Origin of the sequence: Citrobacter sedlakii NBRC 105722, assembly GCF_000759835.1 — a bacterium.
GTDB lineage: Bacteria > Pseudomonadota > Gammaproteobacteria > Enterobacterales > Enterobacteriaceae > Citrobacter_A > Citrobacter_A sedlakii.
In genome coordinates, this window is record NZ_BBNB01000017.1 from 84,211 (window position 1) to 103,324 (window position 19,114).

15 protein-coding genes are annotated in these 19,114 nt (G+C 57.0%); 8 read left to right on the plus strand and 7 right to left on the minus strand.

Going from position 1 to position 19,114, the window contains the following annotated elements:
- Window positions 1-64 precede the first annotated feature (64 nt).
- Both cytR and priA read right to left on the minus strand, forming a co-directional pair.
- Complete coding sequence (gene cytR / locus CSE01S_RS20595) at window positions 65-1,090, minus strand: DNA-binding transcriptional regulator CytR (RefSeq protein ID WP_042292599.1); 1,026 nt, start codon at window positions 1,088-1,090, stop codon at window positions 65-67.
- Between the two features lie 156 nt (window positions 1,091-1,246).
- On the minus strand, window positions 1,247-3,445 hold the full coding sequence (priA, locus tag CSE01S_RS20600; protein ID WP_042292602.1) for a primosomal protein N': 2,199 nt from the start codon (window positions 3,443-3,445) through the stop codon (window positions 1,247-1,249).
- A gap of 257 nt (window positions 3,446-3,702) precedes the next feature.
- Between priA and rpmE the strand changes: the two genes are divergently transcribed.
- Window positions 3,703-3,915, plus strand: a complete 213-nt coding sequence (gene rpmE / locus CSE01S_RS20605) for a 50S ribosomal protein L31 (RefSeq protein ID WP_012907796.1) — start codon at window positions 3,703-3,705, stop codon at window positions 3,913-3,915.
- Between the two features lie 54 nt (window positions 3,916-3,969).
- Here the strand turns inward: rpmE and metJ are convergent, their stop codons facing one another.
- Window positions 3,970-4,287 (minus strand): met regulon transcriptional regulator MetJ, encoded by a 318-nt coding sequence (metJ, locus tag CSE01S_RS20610; protein WP_012907792.1) that lies wholly within the window; start codon window positions 4,285-4,287, stop codon window positions 3,970-3,972.
- Window positions 4,288-4,562: 275 nt separating this feature from the next.
- Here metJ and metB point away from each other — a divergent pair, with 275 nt between their 5' ends.
- Both metB and metL read left to right on the plus strand, forming a co-directional pair.
- Window positions 4,563-5,723: a cystathionine gamma-synthase gene (metB, locus tag CSE01S_RS20615; protein WP_042292605.1), complete on the plus strand. Its 1,161-nt coding sequence runs from the start codon at window positions 4,563-4,565 to the stop codon at window positions 5,721-5,723.
- Window positions 5,724-5,725: 2 nt separating this feature from the next.
- Window positions 5,726-8,158 carry a bifunctional aspartate kinase/homoserine dehydrogenase II gene (gene metL / locus CSE01S_RS20620; protein WP_042292609.1) on the plus strand — a complete coding sequence of 811 codons (2,433 nt, stop codon included), beginning with the start codon at window positions 5,726-5,728 and terminating at the stop codon, window positions 8,156-8,158.
- A 110-nt stretch (window positions 8,159-8,268) separates the two neighbouring features.
- Here metL and CSE01S_RS20625 read toward each other — a convergent pair whose 3' ends face one another.
- Complete coding sequence (locus CSE01S_RS20625; RefSeq protein WP_042292612.1) at window positions 8,269-8,640, minus strand: carboxymuconolactone decarboxylase family protein; 372 nt, start codon at window positions 8,638-8,640, stop codon at window positions 8,269-8,271.
- A gap of 90 nt (window positions 8,641-8,730) precedes the next feature.
- Here CSE01S_RS20625 and CSE01S_RS20630 point away from each other — a divergent pair, with 90 nt between their 5' ends.
- The 3 genes from CSE01S_RS20630 to katG all read left to right on the plus strand — a co-directional run bounded on the left by CSE01S_RS20630 (window position 8,731) and on the right by katG (window position 13,032).
- Window positions 8,731-9,618: a LysR family transcriptional regulator gene (locus CSE01S_RS20630; protein WP_042292614.1), complete on the plus strand. Its 888-nt coding sequence runs from the start codon at window positions 8,731-8,733 to the stop codon at window positions 9,616-9,618.
- A 177-nt stretch (window positions 9,619-9,795) separates the two neighbouring features.
- Complete coding sequence (gene metF / locus CSE01S_RS20635) at window positions 9,796-10,686, plus strand: methylenetetrahydrofolate reductase (RefSeq protein WP_042292615.1); 891 nt, start codon at window positions 9,796-9,798, stop codon at window positions 10,684-10,686.
- Window positions 10,687-10,851: 165 nt separating this feature from the next.
- Window positions 10,852-13,032 (plus strand): catalase/peroxidase HPI, encoded by a 2,181-nt coding sequence (katG, locus tag CSE01S_RS20640; RefSeq protein ID WP_042292618.1) that lies wholly within the window; start codon window positions 10,852-10,854, stop codon window positions 13,030-13,032.
- A 49-nt stretch (window positions 13,033-13,081) separates the two neighbouring features.
- On the opposite strand, the gene gldA is transcribed toward katG, so the two are convergent.
- From gldA to ptsP, 3 genes are read right to left on the minus strand one after another with little or no spacing between them, the layout of a single operon-like run.
- A complete protein-coding gene (gene gldA / locus CSE01S_RS23205; RefSeq protein ID WP_042292621.1) occupies window positions 13,082-14,185 on the minus strand; it encodes a bifunctional L-1,2-propanediol dehydrogenase/glycerol dehydrogenase in 1,104 nt (367 codons plus the stop codon).
- A gap of 12 nt (window positions 14,186-14,197) precedes the next feature.
- Complete coding sequence (gene fsa, locus CSE01S_RS23210) at window positions 14,198-14,860, minus strand: fructose-6-phosphate aldolase (protein WP_042292623.1); 663 nt, start codon at window positions 14,858-14,860, stop codon at window positions 14,198-14,200.
- 11 nt (window positions 14,861-14,871) lie between these two features.
- Window positions 14,872-17,373, minus strand: a complete 2,502-nt coding sequence (gene ptsP, locus CSE01S_RS20655; protein WP_042292626.1) for a phosphoenolpyruvate--protein phosphotransferase — start codon at window positions 17,371-17,373, stop codon at window positions 14,872-14,874.
- Between the two features lie 308 nt (window positions 17,374-17,681).
- Between ptsP and CSE01S_RS20660 the strand changes: the two genes are divergently transcribed.
- Together CSE01S_RS20660 and CSE01S_RS20665 are read left to right on the plus strand one after the other, a co-directional pair.
- Window positions 17,682-18,761, plus strand: a complete 1,080-nt coding sequence (locus CSE01S_RS20660) for a PTS fructose transporter subunit EIIC (protein WP_042292628.1) — start codon at window positions 17,682-17,684, stop codon at window positions 18,759-18,761.
- Between the two features lie 14 nt (window positions 18,762-18,775).
- Window positions 18,776-19,096 (plus strand): PTS fructose-like transporter subunit IIB, encoded by a 321-nt coding sequence (locus CSE01S_RS20665; protein WP_042292631.1) that lies wholly within the window; start codon window positions 18,776-18,778, stop codon window positions 19,094-19,096.
- The last annotated feature ends 18 nt before the right edge of the window (window positions 19,097-19,114 follow it).

The following is a 19,114-nucleotide window of genomic DNA, read 5'->3' on the forward strand; positions in this document are numbered from 1 at the left end:
GTTCGTCAGCCCGCCATGTTACTTAAGCGGCGGGCCTTTGACCAGACGCGGGTGTCTGAAAGGTTTACGTTAAGGCGCGAGTGGAGCCCCTGAGGATCAGTTCGCAGTCCATTAAACGCGAGCCGCTGCTCACATTTTGCCCCTGCATCTGATCGAGCAACAGCAGCATTGCTTCGCAGCCGATTTGGAAACGCGGCTGTGCGACCGTCGTCAGCGGCGGATCGCAAAATTCTGACAGGGCGATATTGTCGAAGCCAATGATCGACAGATCGTTTGGCACTTTCATTCCCTGGCGTTTGGCCCAGGAGAGCGCGCCTAACGCCATCACATCGCTATGGCAGAATACCGCCGTCGGCGGCTGAGGCAGCGACATCAGCTGTTTTAACGCATTGCCCCCCGCTTCGTAAGTGAAGTCGCCACGGGCGATATAGTGCGGGTCGACGGTAATGCCGCAGCGGCGCAACGCCTGTACATAACCCTGCAGGCGATAATGGCACAGCGGCATCTCTTCCGGCCCGGCAATACACCCGATGCGCTGATGCCCCAGCTCATGTAAATAATTCACGGCATCAAAGGCGGCGGTCAGGTTATCGATATGTACCGTAGGAAGTTCCAGCTCTGGGGCAAATTCGTTTGCCATCACCATCGGCGGCAGATTGCGCTGTTCTTCAATACTGGCGTCAAACGGCAGGCGCGAACCGAGCAGCAGCATCCCGTCGATTTGCTTGGTGATGATCAGGTTAACGAACGTTTTTTCCTGCTGGTTCTGATGCGCGCAGTCGCCAATGAGCACCAGATAGCCATGACTTGCGGCGGTGATCTCAATGCCACGGATGATCTCGCTAAAGAAGGGATCGCAAATATCCGGCACAATCACCAGGATCGTCCGTGATTCATTTCGTTTAACGTTGCGTCCCGCCGCCTGCGGTAAATAGCCTACTTCCATTGCGGCCTGTTCGACCCGGTTTCGGGTGGACTGGGAGACTTTTTCCGGGTTCATCAGCGCGCGGGACACGGTTGCCGTTGAGACTTTCGCCTTCTCGGCAACATCTTTCATTGTAGCGGCAACAACCTGCTTCTTCGGTTTCACTCTTTCTCCTCGCCAGGGTAATCCGGCGCAGCACTATCCCTGTTGAAATCACATCGAAAACATTTTTATCAGATAGCGAATGGAAACGGTTACAGAATTTTCATAAAAAGTGTGATGGGTGTTGAATTTTACGATCCGCCTCGCATCGTGAAGGCGTTATCCCTCGATCGGATCGACATCCAGCACCCATTTCACCTTGCGCGCGTCCGGCAGCGTGTTGATGAGCGCAAGGGTGCCGCTGACAATATGTTGCAGGCGAACCCGTGAAGGATGCTGCAATAAAATCTGCCAGCGATAGCGTCCGCCGCGCTTTGGCGCCAGCGCAGGAACCGGGCCCAGCACCCACAGTTTCTCGTCTGCCAGGGGGCTGGCCTGAATCAGATTGCGCAACTGCTGTAAAAACAGCGGGGCCAACTGATTGTTATGGTCTTCCGCCCGCACGATGACGTGGCTGGTCCACGGCGGCAATTGCATCGTCTGACGTTCCGCCAACGCTTGCTCGGCAAACGCGTCATAGCCCTTATGCAGCAGCGTCTGGAGCAGTGGATGTTCCGGATGATGGGTTTGCAACACCACTTCACCCTGTTTGCCTGCGCGCCCTGCGCGTCCGGACACCTGGGTATACAGTTGGGCAAACCGTTCAGCGGATCGGAAGTCTGCGGAAAACAGCGCGCCGTCCACGTCGAGCAAGGCGACCAGCGTGACGTCCGGGAAGTGATGGCCTTTTGCCAGCATTTGCGTGCCAATCAGGATCCGCGCGCCGCCGCGATGCACTTCCGCCAGATGTTGCTCCAGCGCGCCTTTGCGACTGGTTGTGTCGCGGTCGATACGGGAAATCGGCACCCCGGGGAAGAAGGGCGCCAGCGCCTGTTCAAGCTGCTCGGTGCCTAAACCGACCGGCACCATGTGTGTAGAGCCGCAGGTTGGGCACTGGCGCGGCACAGGGCGCTGGCTGTCGCAGTGATGGCAGCGCAGGTGATGCTGGGCCTGATGGAGGGTGTAGTAGTGATCGCAGCGCGGGCATTCGGCAATCCAGCCGCAGTCATGACATAGCAGCGCGGGTGCGAAACCCCGACGATTGAGGAACAGGATCACCTGGTTGTCTGCCTGCAAATGCTGGCGCATCCGGGCGATCAGCGCTGGCGCTAACCCGGCCTGTATCTGCTGGCCCTTTAAATCCAGCACATGCTGCGTGGCGGGGCGGGCATTTCCCGCACGCCGCGTCAGACGCAGCAGACGGTATTTTTTCTGCCGAACGTTACACAGCGTTTCCAGCGCGGGCGTAGCGGAACCGAGGATAATCGGAATGTGTTCGCTATGGGCGCGATAGACGGCCAGATCGCGCGCATGATAGCGCCAGCCTTCTTGCTGTTTATAGGAACTGTCGTGTTCCTCATCAATCACGATGACGCCCAGGTTTTTGAACGGCGTAAATAAAGAAGAGCGCGTACCGATTACAATCGCCGCCTCGCCGTTTTTCGCTTTCAGCCAGGCGGAAAGGCGTTCACTGTCGTTAAGACCGGAATGCAGCACTTCCACCGGCGCGTTGAAGCGTTCGCGAAAGCGGGCGATGGTCTGCGGCGTCAGGCCAATTTCCGGCACCATCACCAGCGCCTGCTTTCCCTGGGCGAGGACGTTTTCCAGCACGCTCAGGTAGACTTCTGTTTTACCGGAGCCGGTGACGCCTGCCAGCAGCCAGGCGGAGAAACTGTCCGAGGCGCTATGAATTGCGCCTACGGCGGTGGCCTGTTCTGTGTTCAGACGCAAACGATCGCCGCAAACCGCGTAACCGGCGCGCCAGTCGCTAAAGCCCGGTGTTTCGCTTGCCAGCTCGCACAGACCTTTTTTACGTAGCGCCTGTAGCGCGGTGTCGTTAAATTCGAGGTCCGCCACCTGGTCGCGCCAGATTTTACCCTGCCGCAGCGCCGCCAGCGCCTGTTGCTGTTTGGGTGAACGCTTTAAGCTGTTGAGGTCGACCGCCTGACCGTCTTCGGTGGCGAACCAGTACCACATTGGCGTATTGGTTGCCGGTTTCCCCTGGCGCAGCAGAATGGGTAGGGCATGAAACAGCACATCGCCGATAGGATGATGATAGTAATCCGCCGCCCACATCAGCAGCCGCCAGACGGACGGCGAGAAAACCGGTTCGCCGTCCAGCACCTCAACCACCGCTTTGAGCTCATTCAGCGGCAGTTCGCTCTTGTCGCTGACCGACACGACGATCCCGACACGCTCCTGCTGCTTGCCAAACGGAACGCGCACGCGACACCCGGCTTTGACGTTCATCCCTTCCGGCAGAAGGTAGTCAAAGGTGCGGGGAAGCGGAACGGGTAAGGCAACGTGCGCAACGGGCATGACATCATCCTGACTTGAAATCTGGCGGGTTAGTATACACATTAGTTGCGGTGGACAAGTGAATCAGTTTGCATGAGCTGGCTAATTTCTGTATGATTCGCCGCCTTTGATGCAAATTGATCGCGTCAAAAATTGACCATTACCCGAGAATTTCGCGCTGCTGGTGTAGAGTGGAAGGCGACGGGAAATAATTAACATCGCGTGGTGTCTGGCGTTAGGGCTGGAAGAGCGACGCGGCCTTAAACTGAGGTTTCCCCATGAAAAAAGATATTCACCCGAAATACGAAGAAATTACTGCTACCTGTTCTTGCGGTAACGTCATGAAAATCCGCTCTACCGTTGGTCACGATCTGAACCTGGACGTGTGCGGTAAATGCCACCCGTTCTACACGGGCAAACAGCGTGACGTTGCAACCGGTGGCCGTGTTGACCGCTTCAACAAGCGTTTCAGCATCCCGGGCAGCAAATAAGATTCTGCTGTCAAAGAAAAAAGCGCCGAAAGGCGCTTTTTTTGTCTCTGTAAATCAGTATTCCCACGTCTCCGGATCGATACCCAGTTCACGCATGATTTCTTTTGCCGCTTCCGGGATCTCGTCGCTGCGCTCTTTTCGCAAATCTTCATCGTTCGGAAGAGGTTGCCCGGTAAAGGCGTGCAAAAACGCTTCGCACAGCAGCTCGCTGTTGGTGGCGTGACGCAGGTTGTTCACCTGACGACGCGTACGTTCATCGGTGAGGATTTTTAACACCTTCAGAGGAATGGAAACCGTAATTTTCTTAACTTGTTCACTCTTCTTACCGTGCTCAGCGTATGGGCTGATATATTCGCCGCTCCATTCAGCCATGAGATACCTTAATCCTCTTTGTCATTAATATGGGGCCAGACCACACGCGGTGTGGCTATCAGCCGGAATTCCGCATAGTTTACCGTACAGGCGATCCCATGACACGGGTAAAGCGCCTGTAGTTGTGCGCTAATGCATATAATTTTAACGGCTATTTGCTGTTTGCTCAATCTATACGCAAAGAAGTTTAGATGTCCAGATGTATTGACGTCTATTGTCACAATGTTTACTCTGAAGCCTGACTTTTCACCGACTCAGCTCAGGAACACCCTAACATGACGCGTAAACAGGCCACCATCGCAGTGCGTAGCGGGTTAAATGACGACGAACAGTACGGTTGTGTCGTCCCGCCGATTCATCTTTCCAGCACCTACAATTTCACCGGTTTTAATGAACCTCGCGCTCATGACTATTCTCGCCGCGGCAACCCGACGCGCGATGTGGTTCAGCGTGCGCTGGCGGAACTGGAAGGCGGTGCGGGCGCGGTGTTGACCAATACCGGCATGTCGGCGATCCATCTGGTGACGACGGTATTCCTGAAGCCTGGCGACCTGCTGGTGGCGCCGCACGACTGCTATGGCGGCAGCTATCGCCTGTTTGACAGTCTGGCGAAGCGGGGGTGCTATCGCGTCCTGTTTGTCGACCAGGGCAACGAGCAAGCGCTACGGGCCGCGCTGGCGGAAAAACCGAAGCTGGTACTGGTAGAAAGCCCGAGTAATCCGCTGTTACGCGTGGTGGATATTGCGAAGATCTGCCAGTTGGCGCGGGACGCCGGGGCGGTGAGCGTCGTCGATAACACGTTTTTAAGCCCAGCGTTGCAAAATCCGCTGGCATTGGGCGCCGATCTGGTGTTGCATTCATGCACGAAATATCTGAATGGTCACTCTGACGTGGTGGCGGGCGTGGTGATTGCGAAAGATCCGGATACCGTTACTGAACTGGCATGGTGGGCGAATAATATCGGCGTCACCGGTAGCGCCTTTGACAGCTATTTGCTGCTGCGCGGGCTGCGCACGCTGTCGCCGCGCATGGAAGTGGCGCAGCGTAACGCGCAGGCGATTGTCGATTACCTGCAAACCCAGCCGCTGGTGAAAAAACTGTATCATCCATCACTGCCGGAAAATCAGGGCCATGAAATTGCCGCGCGCCAGCAAAAAGGCTTTGGCGCGATGTTGAGTTTTGAACTGGATGGCGATGAGCAGACGCTGCGTCGTTTCCTCGGCGGGCTGTCGTTGTTTACGCTGGCGGAATCCTTAGGGGGAGTGGAAAGTTTGATCTCTCACGCCGCGACGATGACCCATGCAGGCATGGCGCCCGAGGCGCGCGCTGCCGCCGGGATCTCCGAGACGCTGCTGCGTATCTCCACCGGTATTGAAGATGGCGAAGATTTAATTGCCGACCTGGAAAATGGCTTCCGGGCTGCAAACAAGGGGTAAACATGAGTGTGATTGCGCAGGCAGGGGCGAAGGGTCGCCAACTGCATAAATTTGGTGGCAGTAGTCTGGCTGACGTGAAGTGTTATCTGCGCGTGGCGGGCATTATGGCGGAATACTCACAGCCTGACGATATGATGGTGGTTTCCGCCGCAGGCAGCACCACCAACCAGTTGATTAGCTGGCTGAAACTCAGTCAGACCGATCGCCTCTCTGCGCATCAGGTGCAACAAACCCTTCGTCGCTATCAGTGCGATCTAATCAGCGGTCTGCTGCCTGCCGATGTGGCGGACAGTTTGATCAGTCTGTTCATCAGCGACCTGGAACGTCTGGCGGCGCTGCTGGACAGCGGCGTCACCGATGCGGTCTACGCGGAAGTGGTCGGCCACGGCGAAGTCTGGTCCGCGCGGCTGATGTCCGCGGTACTCAATCAGCAGGGAATGGAATCCGCCTGGCTGGACGCGCGCGAATTTCTCCGCGCCGAGCGCGCCGCGCAGCCGCAGGTCGACGAAGGTTTATCTTATCCGTTGTTGCAACAGTTGCTGGTGCAGCATCCGGGCAAACGTCTGGTGGTCACGGGTTTTATCAGCCGCAGCAATGCGGGTGAAACGGTACTGCTGGGGCGCAACGGTTCTGACTACTCGGCGACGCAGATAGGCGCGCTGGCGGGCGTTTCCCGGGTCACCATCTGGAGCGACGTCGCCGGGGTTTACAGCGCCGATCCGCGCAAGGTGAAAGATGCCTGCCTGCTGCCCCTGTTGCGTCTGGATGAAGCCAGCGAGCTGGCGCGTCTGGCCGCGCCGGTGCTGCACGCGCGCACGCTTCAGCCCGTTTCCGGCAGCGATATCGATCTGCAATTACGCTGTAGCTACACGCCGGATCAGGGGTCCACGCGCATTGAACGTGTGCTGGCCTCCGGGACAGGCGCGCGTATCGTTACCAGTCATGATGATGTGTGCCTGATTGAGTTTCAGGTGCCCGCGAGCCAGGACTTTAAGCTGGCGTATAAGGATATCGACCAGATCCTGAAACGCGCGCAGGTGCGTCCGCTGGCGGTGGGCGTCCATCACGATCGTCAACTGCTTCAGTTCTGTTACACCTCTGAAGTCGCCGACAGCGCGCTGAGGATCCTTGACGAGGCGGGCTTACCGGGAGAACTGCGCCTGCGGCAGGGGCTTGCGCTGGTGGCAATGGTCGGCGCGGGGGTCACCCGCAACCCGCTGCACTGCCACCGTTTTTGGCAGCAACTAAAAGGTCAGCCGGTCGAGTTCACCTGGCAATCGGAAGAGGGCATCAGCCTGGTCGCGGTGTTACGTACAGGCCCGACCGAAAGCCTGATTCAGGGCTTACATCAGTCTCTTTTCCGCGCCGAAAAGCGTATCGGTCTGGTGCTGTTTGGTAAGGGCAACATTGGCTCCCGTTGGCTGGAACTGTTTGCCCGCGAGCAGAGCACGTTGTCGGCGCGTACCGGGTTTGAATTTGTGCTGGCGGGCGTGGTGGACAGTCGCCGCAGCCTGCTGAACTACGAAGGACTGGATGCCAGCCGTGCGCTGGCGTTCTTTGGCGACGAAGCCGTTGAACAGGATGAAGAGTCGCTGTTTTTATGGATGCGCGCGCACCCCTACGATGATCTGGTGGTGCTGGACGTGACGGCGAGCGAGCAACTGGCGGATCAATATCTCGACTTTGCCAGCCATGGTTTTCACGTTATCAGCGCCAATAAACTGGCCGGGGCGAGCAACAGTGACAAGTACCGGCAAATTCACGACGCGTTTGATAAAACGGGTCGCCACTGGCTGTATAACGCCACCGTGGGGGCCGGATTGCCGATCAACCATACCGTGCGCGATCTCATCGACAGTGGCGATACCATTTTGTCGATCAGTGGGATCTTCTCCGGTACGCTCTCGTGGCTGTTCCTGCAGTTTGACGGCACCGTGCCGTTCACCGAACTGGTGGATCAGGCCTGGCAGCAGGGGCTGACCGAGCCGGACCCGCGTGTGGATCTGTCCGGTAAAGACGTGATGCGTAAGCTGGTGATTCTGGCACGTGAAGCAGGTTACGATATCGAGCCGGATCAGGTGCGCGTCGAGTCGTTGGTACCCGCGCATTGCGAAGAGGGCTCCATCGACCATTTCTTTGAAAACGGCGATGAGCTGAATGAGCAGATGGTTCAGCGTCTGGAGGCCGCCCGCGAGATGGGACTGGTGCTGCGCTACGTGGCGCGTTTTGACGCTAACGGTAAAGCGCGCGTTGGCGTCGAAGCCGTGCGCCCGGAGCATCCGCTGGCGGCGCTGCTGCCGTGTGATAACGTGTTTGCCATCGAAAGCCGCTGGTATCGCGACAACCCGCTGGTGATCCGCGGGCCGGGCGCGGGACGCGACGTGACCGCCGGGGCGATTCAGTCGGACATCAACCGTCTGGCGCAACTGTTATAACCTGTGTTGCAGGCCGGAGGGCGGTTTCGCCTTATCCGGCTGCATCAGCGTTGTCATCGGGCGCGATACCGGCTGGCGATTCATGTAATTTGCCTGTGGTCGACGCTATTTTATTGTCGGGCAAAAACCTCTTTTGCGGCGAACAGCCCGTTTAGCGCAGCCGGAAATCCGGCGTAGACCGCCATCTGCATCATGACTTCAATGATTTCCGCCTGCGTGAGTCCGACATGTAAGGCGGCTTCGATATGCACTTTTAGCTGCGGCGCGGCGTTGCCCATGGCGGTTAATGCCGCGACCGTGGCGATTTCCCGACTGCGTAAATCCAGCTCTGAGCGGGAATAAATATCGCCAAACGGAAATTCAATCAGATAGCGGGCGAAGTCCGGCGCGATATCCCGCAAACTGTCGATAACCGCATCGCCGCCTTTACCGTCTACCTGTTGCAGCATCTGCCGGCCCTTTATAAAACGCTCGGAATACATGGTCTTTTTCTCCTGGTGCACAGTATGTGGCGTGAGGATAGGATGTCCGAAAAAATATCGATAATACCGTTTTCGTGATACCTTTTTGGTATGACACCACCGCTGATACATGCTCTGGATATCCGTCTGCTGCGCTACTTTGCCGTGGTAGCAGAAGAGAACAACATGAGCCGTGCGGCGCAGCGATTGTTTATGTCGCAGCCCCCACTGAGTCGCCATATTCGCCAGCTTGAAGAACGGCTGGGGGTAACGCTTTTTGTTCGTCATACCAAAGGGTTAACGTTGACAGAAGAAGGGCGGCGGGTGCTTGAAATCGTCGGTCCTCTGCTGGAGATGCAGGAAAAAACCTACGCGATGCTGCAACGGGTCGCACAACGCGGTGATCGCGCGCTACGACTGGGATTAAGCACCGCATTCGAACAAGGCGTGTTTGCACCGCTGGAAACGCAGTTGCGCACGCGCGTGCAGCGACTGCATATCGTACGCCACGGATCGCCAGAACTTGCGCGCCTGGTGCGCCGGGGCAAGCTGGATGCCGCGCTGGTGGCGCTACCGCTGGAGACCGCCGGGCTCGCTGTTACGCCAGTAGACTGGCAGGAGCCGCTGATAGCCGCACTGCCCGCCAGCTGGCCGGAAGCGGAAACCGCCTCACTTTCCCTGAAGGGGCTGAACCACCGACCGTTATTCTGGTTTAAGCGTGAGCGCAATCCGGCGTTCTTTGACTACACGCGGAAAATTTTTCATCGCGCTGGCTATTTCCCCGCCTGTATAGAAGAACCGCTGGAGCACGATGTGCTGCTCGCCCGCATCGCCCACGGCGACGGTCTGAGTTTACTTCCCGCGTCGTTCGCCGCTATTCAGCGCCGGGGCGTAGTTTTCCGCCCGCTATGCAACGGTGAACTGACGCTTCAGGCTGGCCTGGCGACGCTGCCAGAGGACGTTGCGCGGTGGCAGTGGCTAGCGTCAGTCCGGTTCTGATACCGGGGTATCCCTGGCGTCATGAATTATTTTCATCTTCCCTGAGTTTTCCTCACCTTTTACGCTGATTTTTAGGTTGACGGCATCGCACTTTTCCGTCATTTTTACATCTGGACGTCTAAACGGATAGATGTTCACAACACAACATATAATGACACGCGATTGATGAGGTAAGGTATGAGCTTTTTTCACGCCAACCAGCGGGAAGCCCTGAATCAGAGCCTGGCGGAAGTCCAGGGTCAGATTAACGTTTCGTTCGAGTTTTTCCCGCCGCGCACCAGTGAAATGGAGCAAACCCTGTGGAATTCTATCGATCGCCTGAGCAGTCTGAAGCCGAAGTTTGTGTCGGTAACGTACGGAGCCAATTCCGGTGAACGCGACCGTACGCACAGCATCATTAAAGGCATTAAAGATCGTACCGGGCTGGAAGCCGCGCCGCATCTGACCTGCATCGACGCGACACGCGATGAACTGCGTACCATCGCCCGTGACTACTGGAATAACGGCATTCGCCATATCGTTGCCCTGCGCGGCGACCTGCCTCCGGGCAGCGGCAAGCCGGATATGTACGCAACTGACCTGGTCAGCCTGCTGAAAGAAGTGGCGGATTTTGATATCTCCGTGGCGGCCTATCCGGAAGTGCATCCGGAAGCGAAAAGCGCTCAGGCAGATCTGCTGAACCTGAAGCGTAAAGTGGATGCTGGCGCCAACCGCGCGATTACCCAGTTCTTCTTTGACGTCGAAAGCTACCTGCGTTTTCGCGATCGCTGCGTTTCGGCAGGCATTGATGTGGAAATTATCCCTGGCATCCTGCCGGTCTCTAACTTTAAACAGGCGAAGAAGTTCGCGGATATGACCAATGTGCGTATTCCGGCATGGATGTCACAAATGTTTAACGGTCTTGATGACGATGCGGAAACACGGAAGCTGGTCGGCGCCAATATTGCTATGGATATGGTTAAGATTCTCAGCCGTGAAGGGGTAAAAGATTTTCATTTCTATACACTTAACCGCGCGGAGATGAGTTACGCAATCTGCCACACACTGGGCGTCAGACCTGCCCTGTAAATACCCCGGCCCTCCCTGGAGGGCTTTTTTACGCCTCGTTTTGATCCACATCTTGTTAACGTAAAATATAAAAGGTATCGACTATCGAATCTGTGGATTATATCGACTATATCTAAGCTCCTGTGGTGTATATCGTAACGGTAACATTGAAAAGGGAGCTGAGATATGAGCACGTCTGACGATACCCATAACACCTTATCCACCGGAAAATGCCCGTTCCATAAGGGCGGTCACGACCAGAGCGCTGGCGCAGGAACCACCAGCCGCGACTGGTGGCCTAACCAACTTCGCGTGGACCTTCTGAATCAACATTCCAATCGTTCCAACCCGCTGGGTGAGGACTTTGACTACCGCAAAGAATTCAGCAAATTAGATTACTCCGCCCTTAAAGGCGATCTCAAAGCGTTGCTGACCGAATCGCAACCGTGGTGGCCTGCCGACTGGGGCAGCTATGCCGGTCTGTTTATTCGTATGGCCTGGCATGGCGCGGGCACTTACCGTTCGATTGACGGACGAGGCGGCGCAGGTCGCGGTCAACAGCGCTTCGCCCCGCTGAACTCCTGGCCTGACAACGTCAGCCTCGACAAAGCACGTCGTCTGCTGTGGCCAATCAAACAAAAATACGGGCAAAAAATTTCCTGGGCGGATCTGTTTATTCTGGCGGGCAACGTGGCGCTGGAAAACTCGGGCTTCCGCACCTTTGGCTTCGGCGCAGGACGTGAAGACGTTTGGGAACCGGATCTCGATGTGAACTGGGGCGATGAGAAAGCCTGGTTGACTCACCGCCACCCGGAAGCGCTGGCGAAAGCGCCGCTGGGCGCCACTGAGATGGGGCTGATCTACGTGAACCCGGAAGGTCCGGATCACAGCGGTGAACCATTGTCTGCGGCGGCGGCTATTCGCGCCACCTTTGGCAACATGGGGATGAATGACGAAGAAACCGTCGCGCTGATCGGCGGCGGACATACGCTTGGGAAAACCCACGGCGCGGCAGCTGCCTCTCACGTTGGGCCGGATCCGGAAGCGGCGCCGATTGAAGCCCAGGGCTTAGGTTGGGCAAGCTCTTTTGGCAGCGGTTCAGGCGCGGATGCGATTACCTCCGGTCTGGAAGTTGTGTGGACGCAAACCCCAACCCAGTGGAGCAATTACTTCTTCGAGAACCTGTTTAAATACGAGTGGGTGCAAACGCGCAGCCCGGCAGGGGCGATCCAGTTTGAAGCGGTGGATGCCCCGGAAATCATTCCGGATCCGTTTGATCCGTCGAAGAAACGTAAGCCGACGATGCTGGTGACCGATCTGACGCTGCGTTTTGATCCGGAATTCGAAAAGATTTCCCGTCGCTTCCTCAACGATCCGCAGGCCTTTAACGAAGCCTTCGCCCGCGCGTGGTTCAAATTAACGCACAGGGATATGGGGCCGAAAGCGCGCTATATCGGTCCGGAAGTACCGAAAGAAGATCTGATCTGGCAGGATCCGCTGCCACAGCCGGTTTATCATCCAACCGAAGAAGACATCATTAACCTGAAGGCGGCGATTGCATCTTCCGGGCTGTCTGTCAGCGAACTGGTTTCTGTTGCCTGGGCGTCGGCGTCCACCTTCCGCGGCGGTGACAAACGCGGCGGCGCCAACGGTGCGCGTCTGGCTTTAGCGCCGCAGCGCGACTGGGATGTTAACGCCACGGCGGCGCGCGTATTGCCGGTGCTGGAAGAGATTCAAAAGTCGACGGGTAAAGCCTCTCTGGCCGATATCATCGTGCTGGCCGGGGTGGTGGGGATTGAGAAGGCGGCGAGTGATGCTGGCGTGAGCATTGGCGTACCGTTTACGCCGGGCCGGGTGGATGCCCGTCAGGATCAGACGGATATCGAGACCTTTGAACTGCTTGAGCCGATTGCTGACGGTTTCCGTAACTACCGTGCGCGTCTGGATGTCTCCACCACCGAGTCACTGCTGATTGATAAAGCACAACAGCTTACCCTGACCGCGCCGGAGATGACGGCCCTGGTCGGCGGGATGCGCGTGCTCGGCACAAACTTCGACGGCAGCCAGAACGGCGTCTTCACTGACCGTGTCGGCGTACTCAGCAACGATTTCTTCGTGAATCTGCTGGATATGCGCTACGAATGGAAAGCGACCGATGAGTCTGGCGAACTGTTTGAAGGGCGCGATCGTCTGAGCGGTGAAGTGAAGTATACCGCAACCCGCGCTGACCTGGTGTTTGGTTCTAACTCCGTGCTGCGTGCGCTGGCTGAAGTGTATGCCTGCAACGACGCTCGCGAGAAGTTCGTGAAGGACTTTGTCGCGGCATGGGTGAAAGTGATGAATCTCGACCGTTTCGACCTGCTGTAAATGTAAGCCTGGATGCCGGATGGCGTTAGCGCCATCCGGCAAACTCAACTTATTCCCACTCTTGCAGGTAGCGCTGACCGTATTGATCGGCCACCAGCAGGGCGGCATACACTTCGTCCGGCGTCGCACCGCCAGGCATGTTATGGATCGTTTCTCCTTCCGCACAGGCGGCTTCTGCCACAGTGCGCATTTTCGCCGGAATATCCTGTTTAATATCCAGTTGCGCCAGTGTGATTGGTAGACCGACGGAGTGACACAGCGCGGCGACAGTTTCAATTTCTTCTACCGGGGCATTTTCCAGCACCAACTGCGTCAACGTACCAAACGCCACTTTTTCACCATGATAGTAATGATGCGCATCAGGAATCGCCGTCAGGCCGTTATGAATCGCGTGGGCTGCCGCCAGACCTCCACTTTCAAAACCGACGCCGCTCAGGTAGGTGTTCGCTTCGATTACGCGCTCAAGAGCGGGCGTCACAACGTGCTGCTCGGCGGCCAGCATCGCTTTTTCGCCCTCTTCCAGCAGCGTGTTGTAGCACAGCTCAGCCAGCGCCAGCGCGGCCTGGGTGCATTTCCCTCCCGCCATGGTAACCGCGCCGCTACGTGAACAAGCGCGCGCTTCAAACCAGGTTGCCAGCGCATCGCCAATACCTGCGGCTAACAAACGCGCCGGGGCGCCAGCGACAATTTTAGTGTCGACGATCACCATGTGCGGGTTATGCGGCAGCATCAGATAACGGTCGAATTCTCCGGCGTCGGTGTAGATAACGGACAGGGCGCTGCATGGCGCATCGGTGGAGGCAATCGTCGGCGCGATAGCGACCGGTACGTTCATAAAATGTGCAAGCGCTTTTGCGGTATCAAGCGTTTTACCCCCGCCGATGCCGAGCACTGCCGCACATTGCGCTTTTTCAGCCACGTCGCGCAGTCGGTCAATCTCGTTCTGGGAACATTCGCCGCCAAACGGTGCGATTTCCAGCGTCAGTCCGGCGTCCTGGATGCTTTTTTCCAGCGCGCTCTGGGCAAAACCCAGAACAAATTTGTCGCCGACAACCAGCCAGCGTTCCGCCAGCGGCTTGAGGTAGTCGCCAAGACGTGTGATGACATCTGCTCCCTGGATGTATTTACCAGGTGATTGAATAATGCGATCCATACGTTATCCCCTTTACAGGTTGATGTTTCCGAAAGCGTTTTTCCAGTCTTGCTCAAACTTCTCAATAGCCGACTGTACCGCAGGGGTATCAAGCATTTGTTGCGCTACATCTAAAGGAAGGGTGATCGCTTCGCAACCTGCCAGCAAACAGTCCAGCGCCTGGCGGGGGGTTTTGAAACTGGCCGCCAGCACTTTGCTGTCCGGGGCATGCAGTTCCAGCAGCGTTTGCAGTTCCTGCACCGTACGGATGCCGTCTCCGCCCTGCGCGTCGACGCGGTTGACGTAGGGCGCGACGTATTTTGCGCCTGCCAGCGCGGCCAGCAGCCCCTGCGATGCGCTGTAGACGGCGGTGCCGAGCGTGGTAATCCCTTCGGTTTTCAACTGCTTGATTGCGGCCAGTCCTTCGGACGTCACCGGGATTTTCACCACAATGCCCGGTATGGCGTTGTTCAGTCGCTTCGCTTCGCTCACCATGCCCTGCGCGTCGCGGCTCATGGTCTGGGCAAACAGAATGCCGGTTTCGCCAATGGCGTTTTGTAAGCGAGGCAGCACATCCCAAACAGACTCTTTACTTGCCGCCACAATGCTCGGGTTGGTGGTCACGCCCGCAATCGGGAAGATGCGCGCCAGACGTTCGACTTCCCGCACATTGGCGGTATCTAAATACAGCTCCATTTTCCTTCCTCTCAGAGTTCAAGTTCATGTTGCAGCAGACTGGCGATGGCGTCGGCGGACGCGGCGTTCACCAGCGCGTTACGAAATTCTTCATGCATAATCCGGCGGGCCAGGCGCGAGAAAATGCGCATATGCTGATCGCCAGCGGCGTGTTTGTTGAGTGTGAGCATGATGATGAACTGCGCATCGTCGTCTCCCCAACGCACCGGCGCGTTGAGGCGCGCCACGCTGATGGTCGATTGCTCAATGTGTTCAGACTTGCTGTGTGGAATGGCGAAGCTAAAGCCCAAACCGGTGGAGAATACTGCTTCGCGTGCCCAGAGATCGGCTTCCAGTTTGCGTGGATAGCGGCAACGGCCCGCCAGCAATAAGTTGTCGGTCATTCCTTTGATCACCTCCTCTTTACTGCGCCAGTCGCTGTCAAGCCGGATGCACTCGGCGGTGACCAGCGGGGCGTCCTGCTGGCTCATGCGGAACTGCGCCAGCAAATGTTCCACTTCCAGCGACGTACGGCAGGCCATCGCCTGATTCAGCAACTGGCGACAGGCACGGCTGTCCAGTTGCGCCATCCGCGCTTTAGCGGCGGGGATTGACGGTGCGCTCATGCTGATTTCATCCAGGCCTAACCCCACGAGCAGCGGCAGTACGGAGCCTTTGGCGCCCAGTTCGCCACACAGGCCAATCCATTTTCCCTGGCGATGCACCGCCTGCACCGCGTAGTCCAGCGCGCGTAAAAAGGCTGGATTCAGGCTGTTGTAGTGGCGGGTGACTTTGGCGTTATCGCGATCGACGGCCAGCAGATATTGCGTCAGGTCGTTGCTGCCGATGCTGAAGAAATCAATTTCTTCGCAGCACTGGTCGATAATGAACATTACCGACGGCACTTCCAGCATAATGCCAAGAGGGATTTTCTCATCGAACGGGATGTGTTCATTGCGTAACTGCTGTTTGGCTTCCGCCAGTTTCTCTTTGACCCACAGGATCTCCTCCATGGAGGAGATCATCGGAATCATGATCTTCAGACTGCCGTGGGCGGATGCGCGCAGAATCGATCGCAGTTGGGTGGTAAACAGCGCGGCGTATTCTTCGTAGATGCGTACAGCGCGATAGCCGAGGAACGGGTTGGCTTCGGCAGGAATGTTCAGGTAGTCCACCGGCTTATCGCCGCCGATGTCCATTGTGCGCACGATAATGCTGCGTCCCCGCGCGGACTCCAGCGCCTGGCAAAAAATATTGTATAACTCGTTTTCGTCCGGCGCGCTGGCGCGATCCATATACAGCATTTCCGTGCGGAACAGACCGACCGCTTCCGCACCGTTACTGAATGCCGCCTGGGCTTCAACGGCGTGGGCGATGTTAGCGGCGACTTCCATCCGGATGCCGTCAGCGGTGCGCGCTTCCTGCGTCAGCCAGATGCGCTGCTGTTCACGCAGCGTCTCCTGTACCCGGGCTTCTTGTTGATAATAGCGCTCGATGGCTTCGCTCGGCGACACCACTACCGCGCCTGCGTTTCCGTCGATATACACTTTCTGATGCCGCCACGGTGTTAAGGCCTCTGTCTCTACGCCCACCAGCGTCGGGATATTGAACGAGCGGGCGAGAATGACCGTGTGCGACGTGGTGCCGCCGCTTTTTAACAACAACCCTTTCAGGTACGTTTTATCCAGCTCCAGAAACTGGCTTGGCGTCAGTTCGTCCGCCATACACACGGCTGGCTGGGTCAGTTGGCCCGGCGGCGGAAAACGTGTTTCGCCGTAAATATGCTGTAACAGCTGGAAGCAGACGTCACGGACATCCAGCGCGCGTTCCTGCAGATAACTGCTGCTGGAACGGGCGAATTCGTCGCAGAAATGGTTCGCACTTTCGACAATCGCCTGCGCGCAGCTTAAGCCGCGCGAAACGCCAGCCAGCAGATGCTGACGCAGGGATGCGTCGCTTGCCAGTGAACGGTGGGCTTCCAGAATCGCGCTGGTAGGACCGTCACTGTCCAGCAAACGGAACGCAATGTTTTTCGTTAACAACGTCAGACCGCGATCCAGCGCTGACTGTTCCTGCTCCACGTCTTTCGCTGCTGGAAGTTCGCCGAGCGCGTTAAGATCCAGCGAAGAGAGAGGAGTCAGCACGCCACCCGCGCTACCGTTGCAGACGGGGCGGGCGCGGAATAACTGCGGGTTAAGGTGAGTCAGCGAGGCCGGAAGCGCGTCTAATTCACGGTTATTAACCTCTGCGAGCGGCGCATCGCAATGCGGAAATTCATCGCGTAGCCACTGATTCAGTCGTTGGTGGGCATTGGCTTCATCTGCGCCGGTAATCAGCAACTGGCAACGGTCGCCTGCCAGCGTGTCGGTGCCGATCAGCGACAGCGCGCTTTTGGCGTTACCTTTTCGGCCAGTGCGCAGATTGTGCCATTCAATCTGAGACGTAAAGGTATTGCACAGCGTTTCCACGTGGCTTGCCGGGCGCGCATGGACGCCATTGGGCAGTTCACAGGTAAATTCCACAATCAGGGCCATTGCCTCTCTCCCATAACGGATTTCTGCTTACAGGATAAAAGGGCTTGGTTGAGCTCTGCCATGTGACAAATCTGCCAAAAACTGGATAAATGTAATGTAAGGTGAAAAGTGCGAGTCGCCTCACAACTCGACGCGTTAGCTGTCATCTGTCGTAGAGTAGAAGTTATGAGGCGGATCGCATTTTTGTACTGATATTACAAAAATCCAGTAAATGGCCTTTTTATCCACTGTCTGCGTCGCTGCGGATTGCCTATTGTTTGCCACAACAACGTTATGGATATGGGCTTTCACTGGCCCGGGAGCGACGTATGAAAGAGTTGGTGCAGATCCTGAAAAATACCCGTCAGCATCTGATGACGGGGGTGTCGCATATGATCCCCTTTGTTGTCGCGGGCGGCATCTTGCTGGCGGTCTCCGTCATGCTGTATGGCAAAGGTGCGGTGCCGGATGCCGCAACTGACCCGAATCTGAAGAAACTGTTCGACATCGGCGTCGCCGGGCTGACGCTGATGGTGCCTTTCCTCGCCGCGTATATAGGTTATTCCATAGCTGAACGTTCCGCGCTGGCGCCCTGCGCGATTGGCGCCTGGGTGGGCAACAGCTTTGGCGCCGGGTTTTTTGGTGCGCTGATTGCCGGGATTATCGGCGGTATCGTGGTGCATTACCTGAAAAAAATCCCGGTGCATAAGGTGCTGCGTTCGGTCATGCCGATCTTCGTTATCCCTATCATCGGCACCTTTATCACCGCGGGTATCATGATGTGGGGGCTGGGTGAGCCGGTGGGCGCACTGACCAGCAGCCTGACGCAATGGTTACAAGGGATGCAGCAAGGCAGCATCGTCATGCTAGCGGTCATTATGGGGCTGATGCTGGCCTTTGATATGGGCGGTCCGGTGAACAAGGTGGCCTATGCCTTCATGCTCATCTGCGTAGCGCAGGGGGTCTATACCGTCGTGGCGATTGCCGCCGTCGCAATCTGCGTACCGCCGCTGGGCTTAGGGCTGGCGACGCTGCTGGGGCGTAAAAACTTCTCTTCTGAAGAACGCGAAGCCGGAAAAGCGGCGCTGGTGATGGGCTGTGTGGGCGTCACCGAAGGGGCGATACCGTTTGCCGCCGCTGACCCGCTGCGCGTGATCCCCTCCATCATGCTCGGTTCTGCCTGCGGCGCGGTTACCGCCGCGCTGTTCGGCGCGCAGTGCTACGCCGGTTGGGGCGGGTTAATCGTGTTGCCGGTGGTAGAAGGAAAACTGGGGTATATCGCTGCGGTTGTGGTTGGCGCGCTCGTTACTGCGCTCTGCGTGAACGTACTGAAAAGCCTGGCGCGGAAGAATATCTCTCAGGCCGATGAAAAAGAAGACGATCTCGATTTAGATTTTGAAATGAATTAAGTGAGGAATAAACCATGACGAAAATTATTGTCGTGACCGCATGCCCTTCTGGCGTTGCGCATACCTATATGGCAGCCGAAGCGCTGGAAAGCGCTGCGAAAGCCAAGGGGTGGGAAGTGAAAGTGGAGACCCAGGGTTCGATTGGCCTGGAAAACGAACTGACGCCAGACGACGTGGCGAGCGCGGATATGGTGATCCTGACCAAAGATATCGGCATTAAGTTTGAAGAGCGTTTTGCCGGGAAGACCATCGTGCGCGTCAACATCAGCGATGCGGTTAAACGTGCCGACGCCATCATGAATAAGATTGACGCGCATCTGGCGCAAACCGCGTAACCGTTTTTGGATTTAAGA

What these genes read in the sequence shown, in the direction of transcription:
- priA (WP_042292602.1), bottom strand. Translation starts at nt 3,445, where the DNA reads ATGCCCGTTGCGCACGTTGCCTTACCCGTTCCGCTTCCCCGCACCTTT.
- rpmE (WP_012907796.1), top strand. Translation starts at nt 3,703, where the DNA reads ATGAAAAAAGATATTCACCCGAAATACGAAGAAATTACTGCTACCTGT.
- metJ (WP_012907792.1), bottom strand. Translation starts at nt 4,287, where the DNA reads ATGGCTGAATGGAGCGGCGAATATATCAGCCCATACGCTGAGCACGGT.
- metB (WP_042292605.1), top strand. Translation starts at nt 4,563, where the DNA reads ATGACGCGTAAACAGGCCACCATCGCAGTGCGTAGCGGGTTAAATGAC.
- metL (WP_042292609.1), top strand. Translation starts at nt 5,726, where the DNA reads ATGAGTGTGATTGCGCAGGCAGGGGCGAAGGGTCGCCAACTGCATAAA.
- CSE01S_RS20625 (WP_042292612.1), bottom strand. Translation starts at nt 8,640, where the DNA reads ATGTATTCCGAGCGTTTTATAAAGGGCCGGCAGATGCTGCAACAGGTA.
- CSE01S_RS20630 (WP_042292614.1), top strand. Translation starts at nt 8,731, where the DNA reads ATGACACCACCGCTGATACATGCTCTGGATATCCGTCTGCTGCGCTAC.
- metF (WP_042292615.1), top strand. Translation starts at nt 9,796, where the DNA reads ATGAGCTTTTTTCACGCCAACCAGCGGGAAGCCCTGAATCAGAGCCTG.
- katG (WP_042292618.1), top strand. Translation starts at nt 10,852, where the DNA reads ATGAGCACGTCTGACGATACCCATAACACCTTATCCACCGGAAAATGC.
- gldA (WP_042292621.1), bottom strand. Translation starts at nt 14,185, where the DNA reads ATGGATCGCATTATTCAATCACCTGGTAAATACATCCAGGGAGCAGAT.
- fsa (WP_042292623.1), bottom strand. Translation starts at nt 14,860, where the DNA reads ATGGAGCTGTATTTAGATACCGCCAATGTGCGGGAAGTCGAACGTCTG.
- ptsP (WP_042292626.1), bottom strand. Translation starts at nt 17,373, where the DNA reads ATGGCCCTGATTGTGGAATTTACCTGTGAACTGCCCAATGGCGTCCAT.
- CSE01S_RS20660 (WP_042292628.1), top strand. Translation starts at nt 17,682, where the DNA reads ATGAAAGAGTTGGTGCAGATCCTGAAAAATACCCGTCAGCATCTGATG.
- CSE01S_RS20665 (WP_042292631.1), top strand. Translation starts at nt 18,776, where the DNA reads ATGACGAAAATTATTGTCGTGACCGCATGCCCTTCTGGCGTTGCGCAT.